We start from the raw sequence: 19,142 nt of genomic DNA on the forward strand, positions 1-19,142 counted from the left end.
TCATGCTGGAACTTAATTTCTCCCAGACGCTGGGAACCCACTGTCTGACGCTCAACGAAACGCTGCCAGCCAGCGGTATTACCGCTATTTTTGGTGTCTCTGGCGCGGGCAAAACGTCGCTGATTAATGCTATCAGTGGTCTGACCCAACCCCAGTCCGGGCGCATTGTGCTCAACGGTCGGGTATTGAATGACGTTGAAAACGGTATCTGCTTGACGCCTGAAAAACGCCGGGTGGGCTATGTTTTTCAGGATGCGCGTCTGTTCCCGCATTACAAAGTGCGCGGTAATCTGCGCTATGGTATGGCAAAAAGCATGGCCGGGCAGTTTGATAAGCTGGTGGCATTGCTGGGCATTGAGCCTTTGCTTGACCGTCTACCCGGCGGCCTTTCCGGTGGTGAAAAGCAGCGTGTTGCTATTGGTCGGGCGCTACTTACCGCACCAGAGTTATTGCTGCTTGATGAACCGTTAGCCTCACTGGATATTCCGCGCAAACGCGAACTGCTGCCTTATCTGCAACGCCTGGCGCGTGAAATTAATATTCCCATGTTGTATGTCAGCCATTCGCTTGATGAGATTTTGCATCTGGCCGATAAAGTGATGGTGTTGGAAAACGGGCAGGTCAAAGCGTTTGGCTCACTGGAGGATGTCTGGGGGAGCAGTGTGATGCATCCCTGGCTACCGAAAGAGCAGCAGAGCAGCATACTGAAAGTTAACGTACTGGAGCATCACCCGCATTATGCGATGACCGCGCTGGCGCTGGGCGATCAGCATCTGTGGGTCAATAAGCTGGATCAACCGCTGCAAACTGCGCTGCGCATTCGTATTCAGGCGTCGGATGTTTCACTGGTATTACAACCGCCGCAGCAGACCAGTATTCGTAACGTGTTGCGCGCCAAGGTTGCGCAGAGCTATGACGACAACGGGCAGGTGGAAGTGCAGCTTGAGGTCGGCGGGAAAACGCTGTGGGCGAGGATCAGCCCGTGGGCCAGGGATGAGCTGGGCATCAAACCTGGCCTGTGGCTGTACGCACAAATTAAGAGCGTGTCGATTACTGCCTGATTACAGCAACTGAGAATAGATAAATTTGGCGATGCTGTCGGTGGTGTTGTCACCTATCACGATGTTGGCGCGGGCTTTGACTGCATCATCGGCATTGCCCATCGCCACGCCGGTACCCGCGGCTTCCAGCATACTGATATCATTGAAGTTGTCGCCAAAAGCGATCACGTTTTCCATTGATCCACCTTGCGCTTCAATCCACTGGGCAAGGCGTCTTCCTTTGCTATTGCCTTTACGGGCCACGTCAACCTGATCGTGCCAGGACCACTCACACTCCAGCCCTAGCTGCTGTTCAACATGTTTACCAAACTGCTGCAGCTTTGGAATATCTTCGTCAGTCAGGGCAAATTTCCACACGGCATTAACGTCATGCGCGGCCTGTGCCAGCGAAGGAACCTGAGTGAAGGTCGGGCGCTGTTCCGGCGGCAGCGTTTGTGCCCAGTTAGCGGTACGCACGACATGCCCGGTCGGGCGTTCATACAGCATGGCCTCGTCAACATACATCAGCCCGTGGATCTGATGTTCATTCAGCATATCAATCAACTGCAACGCCTGGTTAACCGGAAGGGGATCGGATTCCAGTACCTTTTTTGCCTGATAATCATACAAGTAGGTACCGTTACAGCAAATTGCAGGTGTATCCAGCGCCAGTGCCTGATAAAAAGGATGAATAGCAACGTGATGGCGACCTGTGACAATGATAAGTTGGTAGCCTGCTTCTCTGGCGCGAGAGAGCGCCTCGAGAGAGGATGGCAGCAAGGTTTTTTTCGGGGTCAGCAACGTACCGTCTAAATCCAGGGCAATCACGCGTGCGGTCATAGGTTTTTCCAGATGAAGGTTGAGAATTTTGTCTGTCAGAATGGTACACCGAGTCGGGGGCCGGACAAAATTCTGAGCCTTAATTAAGCATTCACCGATAAAAGCGTCTACCTTAGGCGTGTGTCAGGCCATTGCAGCCACCTGCCAAAAAGCAAAGGAGTATTCATGAAGCAAACCGTTTATACCGCCAGCCCTGAGAGTCAGCAAATTCACGTCTGGGGCCTGAATCACGATGGTTCACTGACGCTGACGCAGGTGGTTGATGTACCGGGTCAGGTACAGCCGATGGTCGTCAGCCCGGATAAGCGTTATCTCTATGTTGGCGTGCGCCCGGAGTTTCGGGTGCTGGCATACCGTATTGCGCCTGATGACGGTGCACTGACATTCGCTGCGGAATCTGCCCTGCCGGGGAGCCCGACGCATATTTCGACCGATCATCAAGGGCGTTTCGTATTCGTCGGCTCTTATAACGCGGGTAGTGTGAGCGTCACGCGTCTGGAAGATGGCCTGCCGGTGGAACTGGTTGACGTGGTTGACGGTCTGGATGGCTGCCACTCGGCCAATATCTCACCAGATAACCGTACGTTGTGGGTTCCTGCGTTGAAACAGGATCGTATCTGCCTGTTCACCGTCAGTGATGATGGCCATTTGGTTGCACAGGAACCCGCGGAAGTGACTACCGTTGAAGGTGCGGGTCCGCGTCATATGGTGTTCCATCCGAATCAGCAATATACCTACTGCGTGAATGAGTTGAACAGTTCAGTCGATGTTTGGGAACTGAAAGATCCGTACGGCAAAATTGAGTGTGTACAGACGCTGGATATGATGCCTGCTGATTTCTCTGATACACGCTGGGCGGCAGATATCCATATTACGCCAGATGGTCGTCATCTGTATGCCTGTGACCGTACCGCCAGCCTGATTACGGTATTCAGCGTATCAGAAGACGGAAGTGTGCTGACGAAAGAAGGCTTCCAGCCTACTGAAACACAGCCGCGCGGTTTTAATATCGACCACAGCGGGAAATACCTGATTGCCGCAGGGCAGAAGTCCCACCATATTGCGGTGTATGAAATTGCGGGTGAACAGGGATTGCTGGCAGAGAAAGGACGCTATGCGGTAGGCCAGGGCCCAATGTGGGTGGTGGTTAACGCGTACTAATCACTGCGACGCCCGCTTGCGGGCGTCATTATCTGAACGTGATTCCTGTTTTTGCTGTACCTGCCTATTTCATTTTCGTTTGTGATAACTCAGACTACCCATATTGACTGAGGGCTGAGGTCGTTTCTTCATTTCATCTCTCACCCGCACTAAATATTTTCCTAAAAGTCTATTTTTTTAAACGTGGGATATCGTGTATTAAATTTCAATGAGATAATTGAAATGAAAATATATAAATAATTGTGATGCAATTTAAAATTAAATTTTCATTATATATATATTATCTGAATAATTGACGTAATTTTAAGATTACGGAAATATGTCCTCTGAATTAATAAGGCGTGTAAGCGTAATTAGAATATCTACTAATTTATAGTGGTAGGCATATTGGGAGTGAAAAAATGAGTAAAATGAACATATCTGGTTCATCGGGTTCTACCGCTGGGGTACAGAACCATTCTTCGGAGACTCAACGCAGCCGCAGTACCGGAGATCTTAGTAAAAATCTTCAATCAGTTAAAAATAAAACAGAGCAAAAATCAGAAGCACTTTCCCGAATTTCTTCTATTAGTCGTTTGCCTAAAGGTCAACCCAACATTGAGCCTTCTAAGAGCATCAGGGTACCTCAGGGGCCGGGTGGCATACCGCAGATCACTCAAATGGGGGTCTATACCCTTGATTCAGGTAACGGTGGGACGTCAACGAGCCTTAAAATAAACGTGCCAGCGAGGCATGTGGGTGATCCATTGGTTAAGTATTCACTGGCCAAAATGGAAAATGATGAGACATTTGTCAGAACCCTTGACATAAAAGAAAGAATGGCTCTCATCGCTGATAGCAAAAATAATTCTGCAGGAAATAAACTAATCAGCACTGAAGGTATTCAATGCGGTGATAAGATTATTCCATGGGATAATTTCATTGCCTGGCAGAAGCCTGAAACAAGTACTTTTGATAAGCCGAATAATGCCGCTAAGTTAATACTATTTTTCCGCAAAGGTGAGGGCGTTGCTGTTCTTAATGAAGCAAACCGACTGAATTTGAATCATTTATGCAAAACAACCGAAACGTTAGACTGTTTTTATCCTGCACGTCTGTGTAATAAGTCACCGGACTTGCACGAAATTAAAGTGAGTGAATATGTTGATTCACTGATTCATGAGTTTGGGACTGCGGTTCCTGAGCGTGTTGCTTTAACAAAGCGCTATGCTGAGGCCATGGATTCCTATGGTAAAGATAAGCTTTATCATCTGCGTAAAAACATTGACGCAATGTGTACTGATTCAAATGGAAAGAGCAGGGAAGCACTGGGACTAAGCCATCGTTACAGACATGAGCAGGCTAAGGGGGTATCTGAAGCTAAGAAAACCTACGCGCAAGGAATTAAGGCACTGTCCGCGGACTGGGACCGGCCAACCAGTGCGAAAAACTGGAGCGATAACGATACGCTACGCTGCGCGGTGATTGAAAACGTTATTAAATCAGGGCATGCAAACAGAATATCGGATGCTGATGCGAAGAAATATTTTCCGACGATTTATACCAGTAAGAGATTCAATCAGTACATTAATACTGTTTACGCTAACTCTGGCTATCAAATAGCTTTGCGTTCCATGGTGAATAGTAATGATTTTAGCGGAATACAAGGTATTAATGAGGTCTCACCGAGAGCGAGAGCGGAAAATATCAAGAGTGCTATTTCCAATCTGGAGGAGTTGGCATTACTAAACCCCAAAAAAATCAGGCGTGAACTGAAAAGGAATGAAAAGGAACTACTTAATCATCTTGAGCAGAATAGTACCCTGGATAAAGATGTCAAAACTTTAGCGTACGGAAAAGAGATTGATAAGCTTTCTAATCAGTTGAATCTCTTGAAAAATAAAGCTTATCGTAAAGAAATTGCCTCGCTTAAAATGGAGCTGAAAAAAATCACCGAACCTGAACCGGGTAGCATGGAGCATATGGTTGCGACAAGCCTATCCCGTAACAATGTTCAGAGTAAATATTCAGAAAAGAGTATAGATACTCTCAGAGCATTGAGAGATGAAAAGGTTCTTGGACTGCGTGGGAACGAAAACAAGCATGAGCGGGAATGCCTCAGACAGCAAATTGCCTGGTTGGACAATCATATTGAGTCTGTTGTTGAAACATATTATGGATTCTTATCACTTAAAGATAAAGTAGATTTCTTGCTACAGGAATCTGACATTGCATGGGGAAAGTATGCTGACTATTTAAGCGAGCCTGTCGACAAGGAACTGGTGAGGAAATATCACCATATGGCCATCACCAGAAATAGCCAGTTAAAGTATTTAATTTCTGCAATAAAAAAATAAGTAATGAAAATTATATTTTCTCGCCTGGGGATATTGAACATATTTCAAACCAAATTTCAAACCCAAACTGCTTATGCATACCCGATATACCTGATGGCATAAAATTCGATAAGAAAGTATTTCGTTCACTGGAAAAAACGCGTGACAGTTTCTCAGAGTTTAGTACATGGGCATGGTGCCAAAAATATAACGCCACCCATGATCCTGTATCTAGAAATACTTTGCGAAATAAAAAATTATCTGATGTAAGTATCAATAAAAATGAACCTTTGGCAGATTCAGATAATGTAGAAAAATCTCTACAGGTTAAAGACAATGTAAATCCTAAAAATAAAGATACCCTGAGAAAGGAAATTATCAACGAGATTGATTTTAAAAAATACAATTCTCAAATTGATGGTGAAATAGCTGTCTTGGCACTTTATTCTTATTTAGCAGAGCGTAATGTTCAGCTCAATATTTTGGAGGCTGATAAAGAATCACGTGTACCTATCGAACTCATAGCAGCGGGTAGAGGGTTGAATATAAAAAAACTGCCTAAAACTGATAACTCCGTTTCCATTATTCTTGATAGTAGTCATTATTCTGGCTTTGATCCAAAAAAAGCAAAAACATATTCATCTACAGGAGATGGCAACTGTCTTTTTCATTCCGTTGCTAATATGTTAAAAATTAATAATATTGAAATGGAAGGTATTAATGATATCGTGGATGTGGATGGTGTTTATCTTAATCAACTGACAAAAGAACATTTTAATAATAATTTTGATAAGTTTATTGCCGCATTTTTTAACTCTGATGACGAAAGTGACACTACAAATGGAAAGCGTACGAAAGCTCTTTTCCATCTTGTGAAAGAATATAAAAATTTGCCATTGGAAACTGTCGAATCTGGCGCAACGGCTTCCGGGGATGATAATTCCCTTGAATTTAAGATTACTTTTAATGATAAAGTATACACATTAAAAAATGTAAAAGCTCTTGAGGAAATGGCGAAGAAAACCTCTGATAGGGCAGAGAAAAAACAATTACATGAAGAGGTTAAAGAGCAAAAGTCAATTTATAAAAAATTGAATATCCCATTTGAAAGTGTCGAGCTTACTAAAAACAGCATGACTGTCACGGTATTGGAGAAGCAGAAGGACTTGCTTGTACAGGTTAAATATTTTTACGATTCAGAATTTAAGCGTAATGAAGATGCGACAGAATATAAACCAATATCAGGGTCGGGGGATCTTAAAATACCTGGAGTGAATGGTAAAATTTATACTATTCCAGGTTGTACTTATAAAAGATATGAAAGAAAGTTGGGCGCTTCTACAAATTATGATTATTTTAAACAAGTAGAAAATGCAAAAGAAACACATTTTACACATGCTGGTTTTACCAACTATATTGATAATATAATAGCTGAAAATAGATTTGATTATTTCAGAACCATGACACCATCTGAACTTCATGATCTTCGAAAACAAGTTGAACTATTATCACAACAAGAGATGATCGATCGATCCAGTATAAAAATTGAGGGCTACTTTCAGCCACAAATGACAGAAAATAATAAAGTTCCTGGTGCTCATGAGAATATTATCAGTTCTGGTAATCGGATTCCTATTGTCAATAGTGAGATAAAGGGGCTAGATCCAAGATTAGCTATAATTATAAGTAGATTTCCTGATATATTTGAAAAATATAAAAAATTAATATACTCAAAGCTTTCTTTAGATATATCTAAATTGTGTGAATTGCATGAAAGAGAAATTAGAGACATTCTTGCGGAAAATTATATTGAATTGAAGAGTGGAACGGACGCTTTCCTTGGTTTTATGGAGGAGTTTTTATACGTTGCGAAAAAAATTGACCAAGGAGTACAGTATCTATTGAAGGATGAATCAACCTTAAAAATAAGAACGCTACTATCTTCTAGTTCTGATGGTATAGATTCAAAAGGAATAACGGCTATAAAATTTAAAAATGGATTTGATGTGCCGCTAAATGAATTGTTTGTAAGGATTCATTATGGATTCTCCGCAGATAATAATAAGAGGGAAAATAAATTTGATTATCCTGCTCATGTTGATAAATCAAACAAATTTATGTGGGAGGATAAAATGGAAGCATCAATTGATGAATCAAGAATGTTACTCGAAGTTGATGTCCCTTCAAATTGTATTGCTCAGCGAGTTATTAGTGATAATGATATTGATGAGGTGAGTTTTGGATTGGAAAATATAACGTATAATGCCACAATGCTTAAAAAAAAAGGGCTGGATAAAGAACAGTTTCTTAAATTAATGAGTGAAAAATTTAAATTCAAGAATCGCGGTCCTATAATGGTTTTCCAGGATGAAAAATATAGTCCTGATAAGCTTAGTGATAACAGTTTTTGTGACTTTAAAATGTCAACAGATAATCATGATTTCAAGAAGAGATTTGATCAATATTTTGGTGAAAAATATAATAAAGCTAAAGAATTAGCTGAATCCAAAGCAGATAAAAAAGCAGAACACAAAGGCGCTAAAGGTGCAGGTAAAATCGCTAAAGATGTATCTACTGTGAAATCAACATCGTCATCAGTAAACGAAAAAGTGGCGCAGGAGGCGTTACCACAACCCCCCCAGGCACCCTCTCAACCATTGCAAGAAAATGCTGTAAGTAAGGCAATAATAAGCAGCCAGGAAACCATCCGGAAATATTCATCTACTCATTCGCTTACCAGCAACAACAATGAAGCTACGATTCAAGACAATGAAGATGCAGTAGCGGATGATCAGAATACCGAAAGTAGTAAATATTATGATGAACCCGTGACATCAACGGATAGTGTGCGCCAGTCTCAAAAAATCAAAGAGACAGTAAATGTTCCAGGTTTCGATTTGACGTCTGAAAAATCGCTATCGATTGGTACAAACCTAAAATTATCAATTGATAAAAATGGTAAATATTCATTTTCACCAGATATTCCAAAGGGATCTGTTCAGTCAAAAGATGATCTTCAGTCTTGGCGAGTGTCTCAAAACAAGGACGATAGCCTTGCTTTTATGAAGCTTGTTCATAAACAATTTGTTGATAAAATGCTCATTTCAGATTTAAAAGATGAAATATTTACTCAAGCTCTTATTCACTTTACGAAAGTAAATATGGGTAGAGAAAATGTAAGTGAATATATAAATAAACATAAAAATAAAACTGATATTTTTAAAGTTGCTATCTATGAATTGACATCAAGCAAGTCCATTAAGACTGTGAAGAAACTTGTCCCCAATTTTAATGAGGAAGAAGAAATTGATGCTAAAGCTAATATTCTGAAATCAAAGGTTGAGACTTTTTTGTACAATGATGGGCTTAATGTTGTGATTTCTGAAATGAAAGTGCCGAGTGATAAAGAAAATAGTCTGGTGATAATTAAGGAGAGGTATAAAGATTTTTTGTCTATGTATCGTCGTATGCTAGTAGGGCCGGGGGGACTAATACCTGATGAGGGGCTTGCATATCGTATATATAATGGATGTCTTCAGGTAGCAAGAATAAAAGACAATGCTATTATGTCAACCAGTTACAGTCTTACTGAAGGGATAAAGCCCAAGGAACTGTTTATCCCAAATCTAGTGACTACTAATATGCCCATTGAAACCAACGATGCTACTGTTTTAAATACATTCTTAGATAAAAAAGTTAAACCTGAGACGGACCCTGACTTTGTAAAGGAGTATTCATTAGATAAATTGATGTCAGATATGTTCGAGCTGGCAAAGAAGCAAGGGCGTTATCAGGATAATGCTCCATATGTTTTGGAGCCATCATTGAGTAATGGAAATGAAACTGTCGCGGCACAGCCTTCAAATGAGATACCCGCAGGCAAGGCTCCAAAAGAGTTTTTCAGCAAAAGAGAACTCAATCGTATTCTCAGCCGCCAGAGTGTACTGGTACAATAAAAAGAGTGACTTATTCAGGGATGGCGGTAAGCCATCCCTTTGCGCAATTACTGCTTCGGCGCTGCAACCACTTTGCTACCAATACCGCGGTTGTTGTATTCCCACATGCGGTTGAAGTTGGTGTCGTTCAGGTTGCGCTGAATTTCACCTTTGTCATCTTCCGCACCGGTGTTCCCGGCAAACGGGCGTTTTGAGATAACGCTGTCAGCCCAGGGTTTTGCCATGTTAAAGCCTTCGTTGATCACGCTGTCGCGAATAACCACCTGACCATTGGTGTTGGAATCGACATCCAGCGAGCGGCCCAACTGCGCGACGCCATCGCCTGCTGCGGTAAAGCGGCTATTGGTGGCGAGGAAACCGTAGTAAATGTTCGACAGGGTTGCCGGTGCAAAAACGTAGGCTTCCTGCTGGGTGCGGGAGTTCACTACGCGGAAATCGGTGTTATCGAATACCACCGCGCCACGACCAGAAACCATATCCACATCACCTTCAATGTAGCTGTTCGTCACCAGCGTACGCGGCTGACGATCGTTTTCCAGACGGTTTTGTACGCCGCTGTTGGTCACGAAGAAGGTGTTCTGACGTCCCAGAATGTTCACCTTGTCGATCTGCACTTTATCGCCATCGGTACGCAGTGCGACGGCCGGGTGGTTACCCGCATCCACGCTGTCACCGAGGTTGTTTTCGATGGTCAGGTTCTGCAACTGCAGACCATTGTTTTGCGACCAGACAACCGCAGAACACATCACGCCGATGTTTGTGCCGCGTTTATTCTGGCAATTATCATACATATACCACGCAGGTTTACCCGGCATATATTTACCGCCCGGGTTCACCGTACGACGCCAGTCTGCGGTGCTCATTTCGCCATCAATAGCCTGGCCAATTTTCACATCCAGCGGTTTTTCGCCAGTACCGTAGAGCGTCAGGCTTCCTGTCGCCGCCGGGATATAGACCGTGCCCTGATACTCGCCAGGCATGATCGCGATGTACTGACGTTTATTGGTGCGTTTAATGATTGCCGCATCAACTGCTGCCTGAATACTGGTATGGGTAACGCCTTGAGTTCCTGCTGGGCCAACGACAAAGTCAGGCTGGGCGGGCAGAGAAATAGCGGAAGGACTCCATGGCGCAGTGTTTGGCGTCAGAGCTGAGAAATAGTGTGCAGCGACAAAATTTTTCGCTTCATTGGCCGACAGAATCGGGCGCATAGACGTGCCTGGCGCGGTCTGATCGGAAGGACGTTGATCGGGCGGTGTAGAGCTACAGGCGGTCAGCGTCACGCCAAAAGCCATTGCCAGCGCCAGACGGGAAACTGATGAAATGTTCACAGGTTGCTCCGGGCTTTGAAAATTATCCATTGAAGCCTGCTTTTTTATACTAAGTTGAGCGAAACGGGAAGGCGAAAAGGTAAAAAGTTGTTTTTTATAGCAGTAATGTCGGGTGTAGAGAGTTCTTATATCACAATTAGATAACAATTTTGGTCCTTCAGGTTGACAACATCCACAGGATGCAAAATAAATGTCTATACAACCTATGACAAGTGGTGAGTCAAATGCAGCAATTTTTTCCTGATGATGCTATCTGGCGTAATGTCCGCCTGGCGACCATGGATCCTGAACGTGATACTCCGTATGGGCTGGTGGATGGCCATGCGCTGATCGTCCGTCAGGGTAAGATTCGGGATATTGTGCCTGAGTCGTCGTTATACCTTACACACGATAATACCCTTGATATGCAAGGTCGATTGATTACGCCGGGTCTGATTGATTGCCATACGCACCTGGTGTTTGGAGGGAATCGTGCAGGTGAATGGGAACAGCGGCTAAACGGCGTTTCCTACCAACAGATCAGTGCCCAGGGAGGCGGTATTAATGCCACCGTGTCGGCGACCCGTAGCGCCACGGATGAACAACTTCTTCATATAGCGCATCAGCGAATGGAGCGGCTAATAAAAGAAGGCGTAACGTTGCTGGAAATCAAATCGGGCTACGGCCTGGATTTGACGACAGAAGAGAAAATTTTACGCGTCGTGGCTGCGCTGGCGGCAGAAAACACCGTCGAAATAAGCCCAACGCTGTTAGCTGCACATGCCACACCGGCGCAGTATCGCGATGATCCCGATAGCTATATTACGCTGGTGTGCGAGACGATTTTGCCGCAGTTGTGGGAACAGGGTTTGTTTGAAACCGTAGACCTGTTCTGTGAAACCGTGGGCTTTACGCTGGCGCAGAGCGAACGCGTATTTCAGGCCGCGCAGGCGTTGGGCATCCCGGTTAAAGGTCATGTCGAACAACTGTCATTACTGGGCGGGGCGCAACTGGTTAGCCGCTACCACGGATTATCAGCCGATCACATTGAATATCTGGATGAAGCGGGCGTAGCGGCGATGAGCCAAAACGGTACGGTCGGTGTGCTATTGCCCGGCGCTTTTTATTTCCTCAAAGAGAAACAGCGTCCGCCAGTCGAGTTACTACGTCAGTATCAGGTTCCGATGGCGGTGGCGACCGACTACAACCCAGGCACCAGCCCGTTTATTAGCCTGCACTGGGCGATGAATATGGCCTGTGTACAGTTTGGCTTAACGCCGGAAGAGGCATGGGCGGGCGTAACCCGTCATGCGGCCCGGGCGCTGGGGCGCCATGCCACTCACGGACAACTGAAAGCCGGGTTTGTGGCCGATTTTGTGGTGTGGGATGCCGAACTCCCGGTCGAGATCCTCTATGAGCCAGGGCGTAACCCGCTCTACCAACGTGTATTTAAAGGACAACCAGCATGACTAACTGGCAACCTGCTTCTCCTGCGCTCTGGCAGGGGCGTGATGACCGCGCCGAGTCGCCGACTGCGCTACGCCTGTTTCAGACCATTTCGCTTAGCCCGGCATTTACACCGGAAATGTACTCTGAGCAGATAGCACTGCTTGGTTTTGCCTGTGATGAAGGCGTTAAACGTAATCAGGGACGCACGGGAGCCGCCGGCGCACCGGACGCGCTGCGTAAAGCGCTGGCCAATTTAGCCAGTCACGCGGGCCATCAACGGCTGGTCGATTTGGGAAACATTGTGGCCCAGGCGCCCGACCTTGAAAGTGCTCAGCAGGCGCTGCGCACAGCGGTGCAGCGTTGCCTGCAGGCGGATATGCGTACCTTCGTGTTGGGCGGGGGACACGAAACGGCATTTGCGCATGGAGCAGGGGTGTTGGATGCCTTCCCGCAGGCAAAAGTGGGGATTGTTAACCTCGATGCGCACCTGGATCTACGCTACGCCGAACAACCCACATCCGGTACGCCGTTTCGTCAACTGGCGCGCCTCTGTGAGCAACAGCAGCGTGAATTTCATTACGCCTGCGTGGGCGTCAGTCGGGCAGCGAATACCCAGGCGCTGTGGGATGAGGCGCAACGGCTGGGGGTGACCGTGGTGGAAGATCTGCACTGTCATACGGCGCAGGCGCAGCTGGCGCAATTTGTTGCCAACATGGACGTCATCTATCTGACTATCGATCTTGACGTGCTACCTGTTTGGGAAATGCCGGCCGTATCCGCGCCTGCCGCGTTGGGTGTCCCGCTGGCGACGTTGTTGGGGCTGATTGAACCCCTTTGTCGCAGCGGTAAACTCCAGGCGGTGGATATGGTTGAGTTTAACCCGCGTTTTGATGACGATGGCAGGGCGGCACGCGTTGCGGCGCGATTAGGCTGGCAAATTGCACACTGGTGGCACTGACAGGCCTGAGGGAATTGCGCTTATCAGGTCCAGGTTATACCTGTAAACTGCACCTATTAAAATTCTCAGCTTAAGGAAGGCTCACGAATGCACCGAACCCGCCCCCAAACTGCTCCGGCTCCTTTTTACGAAAAGGTCAAACAGGAGATCAGTGAAAAGATTGCCAGCGGTATCTGGCAACCTCACGATCGTATCCCATCGGAGGCGGAGCTGGTGGCGCAGTATGGCTTTAGCCGTATGACCATCAACCGGGCGCTGCGTGAATTAGCGGATGAAGGTTTACTGGTGCGTTTACAGGGGGTGGGGACGTTTGTCGCCGAACCGAAAGGCCAGTCCGCGCTGTTTGAAATTCGTAGCATCGCGGATGAAATTAATGCGCGCCAGCATCAGCATCGATGTGAGGTCCTGACGCTGGAAAGAACCCGGGCAAACGTGCAGCAGGCTTTGGTGTTAAACGTCAAAGAAGGCACCCCCATTTTTCACTCCATCATGGTGCACTATGAGAACGAGCTGCCGGTGCAGATTGAAGATCGCTGCGTGAATGCGGAGATTGTGCCGGAGTATCTGGCGCAGGATTACAGCCAGACCACACCGCATGCTTATCTGTCGCTCATCGCCCCTTTGACGGAAGGAGAACATATTGTCGAAGCGGTACGCGCCAGCGCGGAAGAGTGTGCGCTGTTGCATATCAAAGAGCACGATCCCTGCCTGTTGATCCGCCGCAAAACCTGGTCGGCGTCTTCTATTGTCTCTCATGCCCGTTTGCTGTTCCCGGGTTCCCGCTATCGCCTGCAAGGGCGGTTTATGTCCTGATACAGGATATGAAAACCGTGATTGCTGACGCAATATAATAAAAATGTATCTTAATTGTTAAAATCACCCTTGCGGTAGCTTGTATAGACAAGTATATGTTACTTATCTATCCGACGTTCGCGAGGAGTTTTCTGTCATGTCTCACAGCAAGTATCGTCAGCAGGATGTTCGTGCCCCACGAGGTACCACCTTAACGGCCAAAAGCTGGCTGACCGAAGCGCCGCTGCGCATGTTAATGAACAATCTGGACCCTGATGTGGCGGAAAATCCGCATGAGTTGGTGGTGTACGGTGGGATTGGCCGCGCAGCGCGGGACTGGGAGTGCTATGACGCCATCGTCAAGGCACTGACCGAACTTGAATCCGATGAAACCCTGCTGGTTCAGTCCGGGAAACCGGTCGGCGTGTTCAAAACTCATGACAATGCGCCCCGCGTGCTGATTGCCAACTCCAACCTGGTGCCGCACTGGGCGACCTGGGAACACTTTAACGAGCTGGACGCCAAAGGTCTGGCGATGTATGGCCAGATGACCGCCGGGAGCTGGATCTACATCGGCAGTCAGGGCATCGTGCAGGGGACGTATGAAACCTTCGTTGAGGCCGGACGTCAGCATTATCAGGGCAACCTGAGTGGACGCTGGGTTCTGACCGCCGGGCTGGGCGGCATGGGCGGGGCGCAACCGCTCGCTGCAACGCTTGCGGGCGCGTGTTCTCTGAATATTGAATGCCAGCAAAGCCGCATTGATTTCCGCCTGCGTACCCGTTACGTGGACGAGCAGGCCACCTCACTGGACGACGCGCTGGCGCGTATCGACAAATACACCCGCGAAGGTAAAGCGGTGTCCATTGCGCTGTGCGCGAACGCCGCCGATGTTGTGCCGGAGCTGGTTAAGCGCGGCGTACGCCCGGATATGGTCACTGACCAAACCAGCGCCCACGATCCGCTGCACGGTTATCTGCCGTCCGGCTGGAGCTGGGAAGAGTATCAGGCGAAAGCGGTATCCGATCCGCAGGGCACGGTGCAGGCGGCGAAACGTTCAATGGCAACGCATGTCGAAGCGATGCTGGCGTTTAGCAAAATGGGCGTACCGACGTTTGATTACGGCAATAACATTCGCCAGATGGCCAAAGAGATGGGCGTGGAAAACGCCTTTGATTTCCCGGGCTTTGTGCCGGCTTATATTCGTCCGTTGTTCTGCCGCGGCATTGGTCCGTTCCGCTGGGTGGCGCTTTCCGGCGATCCGCAGGATATTTATAAAACCGATGCCAAAGTGAAAGAGATCGTGGCTGATGATAAGCATCTGCACCACTGGCTGGACATGGCTCGTGAGCGGATCAATTTCCAGGGCTTACCGGCGCGTATCTGTTGGGTTGGTCTGGAATGGCGACAAAAGCTGGGTCTGGCATTTAATGAGATGGTGCGCAGCGGTGAAGTGTCTGCACCTATCGTCATCGGTCGTGACCATCTGGATTCAGGCTCTGTTGCCAGCCCGAACCGTGAAACCGAAGCGATGCGCGACGGGTCTGACGCCGTATCCGACTGGCCGCTGCTGAATGCGCTGCTTAATACCGCCAGCGGTGCGACCTGGGTATCACTGCACCACGGTGGTGGCGTTGGGATGGGATTCTCTCAACACGCCGGAATGGTGATTGTTTGTGATGGCTCTGATGAAGCAGCTGCACGTATTGCCCGGGTATTACATAACGATCCGGCGACAGGCGTGATGCGCCATGCCGATGCCGGGTATGACATTGCTGTGGAATGCGCCGTCGAAGAAGGGCTGAATTTGCCGATGATTGCCGCCACGCAGGGGAAACGCTGATATGAACACGATTACCTTAACGCCTGGCCACCTAAGCTTTGCGCAGTTGCGCGATATCTGGCAACAGCCGGTTCAACTGAGCCTCGATGCCAGTGCGATTGATGCAATTAATGCCAGCGTCGCCTGCGTCAATAGCATTGTCGCGGAAGGCCGCACGGCGTATGGCATTAATACCGGGTTTGGGCTGCTGGCTCAGACACGTATCGCGACTGACGATCTGCAAAATTTACAGCGTTCGCTGGTATTGTCTCATGCTGCAGGCGTAGGCGAAGCGTTAGATGATGCGATGGTGCGCCTGATTATGGTGCTGAAAATTAACAGCCTGGCGCGTGGTTTTTCCGGTATTCGCCTGAGCGTCATTGAAGCGCTGATTGCGCTGGTCAACGCCGGGGTATATCCGCGCATTCCGGCGAAAGGATCGGTGGGGGCATCGGGCGACCTGGCGCCGCTGGCGCATATGTCCCTGACGCTGTTGGGAGAAGGCAAGGCGCGCTGGCAGGGAGAATGGCTCCCGGCGACAGACGCGCTGAAGAAGGCCGGACTGGAGCCAATTACTCTGGAAGCGAAGGAAGGGCTGGCGCTGCTCAACGGCACCCAGGCTTCCACCGCCTTTGCATTACGTGGGTTGATTGAGGCGCAGGAGCTGTTTGCTTCCGCGACGGTGTGCGGGGCGCTGACCACCGAAGCGGTATTAGGCTCGCGTCGTCCGTTTGATGCCCGTATTCATGCGGCACGAGGACAGCGCGGGCAGATTGATGCCGCGACGCTGTATCGCCATGTGCTGACCGATTCCAGCCCACTTGCTCAGTCGCATCATAACTGTGAAAAAGTGCAGGACCCCTATTCTCTGCGCTGTCAGCCTCAGGTCATGGGAGCCTGTCTGACACAAATGCGCCAGGTCATGGAGGTGTTGCTGGTGGAAGCCAATGCCGTTTCGGACAACCCGCTGGTGTTTGCCGAAGAAGGCGATGTGATTTCTGGTGGTAACTTCCATGCGGAACCGGTGGCAATGGCCGCGGATAATCTGGCGCTGGCGATTGCCGAAATCGGGGCGTTATCCGAGCGACGTATTGCGTTGATGATGGATAAACATATGTCGCAACTGCCGCCTTTCCTGGTGAAAAATGGCGGGGTTAACTCCGGCTTTATGATTGCCCAGGTGACCGCAGCTGCGCTGGCGAGCGAAAATAAAGCACTCGCGCACCCGCACAGCGTGGACAGTTTACCAACGTCGGCAAATCAGGAAGATCATGTCTCAATGGCACCGGCAGCAGGTCGTAGACTGTGGGAGATGGCGGCGAATACGCGTGGCGTGATTGCTGTGGAGTGGCTGGCGGCCTGTCAGGGGATCGACCTGCGTGAAGGCTTAACCTCAAGCCCGCTACTGGAGCAGGCGCGCCAGACGCTGCGTGAGCAGGTTGCGCACTATACGCAGGACCGTTTTTTCGCCCCGGATATTGAATGTGCGACCGAACTGTTAGCGCAGGGTGCGTTGTTAAAATTGTTGCCTGAGTTTTTGTAATATCCTGCCGGATGCGCTGACGTTTATCCGGCCTACAAAACCAGGAAACCCGTAGGCCGGATGAGGCGAAGCCGACATCCGGCACTGCGCTTAACTAAACATCGCAGTAATCGACGCGCTGGCGAGCGAATGAAAATGGACGTTAAATCCAACCATCGCGCCGCTGGCACCTTCATCGACGTCAATCCGTTCGACATCCAGCGCGTGAACCGTGAAGATATAGCGATGAGTTTCGCCTTTCGGTGGCGCCGCACCGCCATAGCCCGCTTTGCCGAAATCTGTTCGGGTTTGAATGACCCCATCCGGCAGTGCAACCTGTCCGGAGCCATACCCTTGCGGTAGCACGCGGGTATCCGCCGGCAGATTGACTACCACCCAATGCCACCAGCCGGAGCCGGTTGGCGCATCAGGATCAAAGCAGGTCACGACAAAGCTTTTAGCCCCGGCGGGCACATCGTCCCATGCCAGATGTGGCGAAAGATTATCCCCGTCATACCCCATACCGTTAAAGACGTGGCGATGTGGTAGCTTTTCCCCATCGCGCAGATCGTTGCTGATTAGTTTCATGCTGACTCCTCTCGTTAGCCAAAAAGTGTAGCCAGAAACCGTAGAGCTTACCGCTGATTATTCGCTAAAAAATGTTGCATCGCGCACAGCATCGTTCACAGCCTGTGTCAGACGTTGCAATTGATCGGGCTGGATGATGTACGGCGGCATCAGATAGATCAGCTTGCCAAACGGTCGTACCCATACGCCCCGTTCAACGAAGAACTTCTGTAGTGCCGCCATATTTACCGGCTGGGTGGTTTCTATCACGCCAATGGCGCCAAGTACGCGCACGTCGGCGACATAGTCGGAATCCGCCGCAGGTGCCAGTTCTTCACGCAACTGCGCTTCAATGGCCGCGACCTGCGAGCGCCACTCGCCGGTGTTGAGTAGCGACAGACTGGCCGAGGCGACGGCGCAGGCCAGCGGATTACCCATAAAGGTCGGGCCGTGCATAAAGCAGCCAGCATCACCGTTGCTGATGGTTTCTGCGACCAGGCGGGTGGTCAGGGTCGCGGAAAGGGTCATCGTGCCGCCGGTTAACGCTTTGCCGAGGCACAGTATATCCGGCGTAATACCCGCATGTTCACAGGCAAACAGTTTACCTGTACGACCAAATCCGGTGGCAATTTCATCGGCAATTAACAGGATACCTTCACGGTCACACATCTTACGAATACGCTTCAGCCATTCGGGATGATACATGCGCATACCGCCAGCGCCCTGTACGATTGGCTCAAGGATCACCGCCGCTATCTCGTGACGATGCGCGGCCATCAGGCGGGCGAACGGTACCATATCCAGTTCGTCCCACTCGCCGCCCATGCGGCTTTGCGGGGCGGGCGCAAACAGGTTTTCTGGCAGATAACCCTTCCACAGGCTGTGCATTGAGTTGTCGGGATCGCAGACCGACATGGCGCCGAAAGTGTCACCGTGATAGCCGTTACGAAACGTCAGGAAACGCTGACGCGCTTCGCCTTTTGCCTGCCAGTATTGCAGTGCCATTTTCATTGCCACTTCGACGGCAACCGAACCTGAATCCGCGAGAAAAACGCACTCCAGCGCCTTGGGTGTCATGTCCACCAACTGGCGACACAATGTAATGGCCGGGGCATGGGTAATACCGCCAAACATCACATGCGACATGGCATCAATCTGCGTTTTCATCGCGGCGTTCAACTGCGGGTGATTGTAGCCGTGGATCGCCGCCCACCAGGATGACATGCCGTCAATCAGTCTCTCACCGCTGGCTAAAATCAGTTCGCAACCTTCGGCGCGTGCCACCGGGTAAACCGGCAAAGGAGAGGTCATCGAGGTGTATGGATGCCAGATATGGCGTTGGTCAAAAGCAAGATCGTCCGTTGTCATAATCGACTTGTAAACCAAATTAAAAAGATTTAGGTTTACGAG

The 19,142-nt window shown here is 48.9% G+C and carries 13 protein-coding genes; 9 read left to right on the plus strand and 4 right to left on the minus strand.

From position 1 onward, the window contains the following. The first annotated feature begins 2 nt into the window (after positions 1 to 2). Entirely contained in the window at positions 3 to 1,061 is a 1,059-nt protein-coding gene (gene modC / locus RYZ59_RS10895) for a molybdenum ABC transporter ATP-binding protein ModC (protein ID WP_137384361.1), read from the plus strand. On the opposite strand, the gene RYZ59_RS10900 is transcribed toward modC, so the two are convergent. Beyond that, positions 1,062 to 1,880, minus strand: coding sequence for a pyridoxal phosphatase (locus RYZ59_RS10900; protein WP_137384360.1), 819 nt, complete (start codon positions 1,878 to 1,880; stop codon positions 1,062 to 1,064). A gap of 165 nt (positions 1,881 to 2,045) precedes the next feature. Between RYZ59_RS10900 and pgl the strand changes: the two genes are divergently transcribed. From pgl to RYZ59_RS10915, 3 genes are all read left to right on the plus strand, one after another. Beyond that, a complete protein-coding gene (gene pgl / locus RYZ59_RS10905) occupies positions 2,046 to 3,041 on the plus strand; it encodes a 6-phosphogluconolactonase (RefSeq protein WP_318047771.1) in 996 nt (331 codons plus the stop codon). Between the two features lie 401 nt (positions 3,042 to 3,442). Further along, a complete protein-coding gene (locus RYZ59_RS10910) occupies positions 3,443 to 5,377 on the plus strand; it encodes a hypothetical protein (RefSeq protein ID WP_318047770.1) in 1,935 nt (644 codons plus the stop codon). A gap of 221 nt (positions 5,378 to 5,598) precedes the next feature. Beyond that, on the plus strand, positions 5,599 to 9,312 hold the full coding sequence (locus RYZ59_RS10915; protein WP_318047767.1) for a hypothetical protein: 3,714 nt from the start codon (positions 5,599 to 5,601) through the stop codon (positions 9,310 to 9,312). A gap of 47 nt (positions 9,313 to 9,359) precedes the next feature. Here RYZ59_RS10915 and RYZ59_RS10920 read toward each other — a convergent pair whose 3' ends face one another. Further along, on the minus strand, positions 9,360 to 10,643 hold the full coding sequence (locus RYZ59_RS10920; RefSeq protein WP_318047765.1) for a putative acyl-CoA thioester hydrolase: 1,284 nt from the start codon (positions 10,641 to 10,643) through the stop codon (positions 9,360 to 9,362). Between the two features lie 224 nt (positions 10,644 to 10,867). Here RYZ59_RS10920 and hutI point away from each other — a divergent pair, with 224 nt between their 5' ends. The 5 genes from hutI (at position 10,868) to hutH (ending at position 17,186) form a co-directional block, all read left to right on the plus strand. Continuing rightward, positions 10,868 to 12,091: an imidazolonepropionase gene (hutI, locus tag RYZ59_RS10925; protein WP_318047763.1), complete on the plus strand. Its 1,224-nt coding sequence runs from the start codon at positions 10,868 to 10,870 to the stop codon at positions 12,089 to 12,091. Further along, complete coding sequence (gene hutG, locus RYZ59_RS10930; RefSeq protein ID WP_318047761.1) at positions 12,088 to 13,029, plus strand: formimidoylglutamase; 942 nt, start codon at positions 12,088 to 12,090, stop codon at positions 13,027 to 13,029. The genes hutI and hutG overlap by 4 nt, the downstream gene beginning before the upstream one ends. A gap of 87 nt (positions 13,030 to 13,116) precedes the next feature. Beyond that, a complete protein-coding gene (locus tag RYZ59_RS10935) occupies positions 13,117 to 13,842 on the plus strand; it encodes a histidine utilization repressor (RefSeq protein ID WP_318047760.1) in 726 nt (241 codons plus the stop codon). 136 nt (positions 13,843 to 13,978) lie between these two features. Further along, entirely contained in the window at positions 13,979 to 15,664 is a 1,686-nt protein-coding gene (gene hutU / locus RYZ59_RS10940) for a urocanate hydratase (protein ID WP_318047758.1), read from the plus strand. Position 15,665: 1 nt separating this feature from the next. Continuing rightward, the gene (gene hutH / locus RYZ59_RS10945) at positions 15,666 to 17,186 is read left to right on the plus strand and encodes a histidine ammonia-lyase (RefSeq protein ID WP_318047756.1); all 1,521 of its coding nucleotides are present in this window, start codon (positions 15,666 to 15,668) and stop codon (positions 17,184 to 17,186) included. A gap of 90 nt (positions 17,187 to 17,276) precedes the next feature. Here the strand turns inward: hutH and RYZ59_RS10950 are convergent, their stop codons facing one another. Both RYZ59_RS10950 and bioA read right to left on the minus strand, forming a co-directional pair. Further along, positions 17,277 to 17,753 (minus strand): kinase inhibitor, encoded by a 477-nt coding sequence (locus tag RYZ59_RS10950; RefSeq protein ID WP_318047754.1) that lies wholly within the window; start codon positions 17,751 to 17,753, stop codon positions 17,277 to 17,279. A 57-nt stretch (positions 17,754 to 17,810) separates the two neighbouring features. Next, positions 17,811 to 19,100 (minus strand): adenosylmethionine--8-amino-7-oxononanoate transaminase, encoded by a 1,290-nt coding sequence (bioA, locus tag RYZ59_RS10955; RefSeq protein ID WP_202039090.1) that lies wholly within the window; start codon positions 19,098 to 19,100, stop codon positions 17,811 to 17,813. Positions 19,101 to 19,142: the final 42 nt, after the last annotated feature.

It is taken from the genome of Citrobacter sp. HN-141, from assembly GCF_033341895.1.
GTDB lineage: Bacteria > Pseudomonadota > Gammaproteobacteria > Enterobacterales > Enterobacteriaceae > Citrobacter.

Coding starts and splice junctions, on each gene's coding strand:
- modC (WP_137384361.1), top strand. CDS start 3: ATGCTGGAACTTAATTTCTCCCAGACGCTGGGAACCCACTGTCTGACG.
- RYZ59_RS10900 (WP_137384360.1), bottom strand. CDS start 1,880: ATGACCGCACGCGTGATTGCCCTGGATTTAGACGGTACGTTGCTGACC.
- pgl (WP_318047771.1), top strand. CDS start 2,046: ATGAAGCAAACCGTTTATACCGCCAGCCCTGAGAGTCAGCAAATTCAC.
- RYZ59_RS10910 (WP_318047770.1), top strand. CDS start 3,443: ATGAGTAAAATGAACATATCTGGTTCATCGGGTTCTACCGCTGGGGTA.
- hutI (WP_318047763.1), top strand. CDS start 10,868: ATGCAGCAATTTTTTCCTGATGATGCTATCTGGCGTAATGTCCGCCTG.
- hutG (WP_318047761.1), top strand. CDS start 12,088: ATGACTAACTGGCAACCTGCTTCTCCTGCGCTCTGGCAGGGGCGTGAT.
- RYZ59_RS10935 (WP_318047760.1), top strand. CDS start 13,117: ATGCACCGAACCCGCCCCCAAACTGCTCCGGCTCCTTTTTACGAAAAG.
- hutU (WP_318047758.1), top strand. CDS start 13,979: ATGTCTCACAGCAAGTATCGTCAGCAGGATGTTCGTGCCCCACGAGGT.
- hutH (WP_318047756.1), top strand. CDS start 15,666: ATGAACACGATTACCTTAACGCCTGGCCACCTAAGCTTTGCGCAGTTG.
- RYZ59_RS10950 (WP_318047754.1), bottom strand. CDS start 17,753: ATGAAACTAATCAGCAACGATCTGCGCGATGGGGAAAAGCTACCACAT.
- bioA (WP_202039090.1), bottom strand. CDS start 19,100: ATGACAACGGACGATCTTGCTTTTGACCAACGCCATATCTGGCATCCA.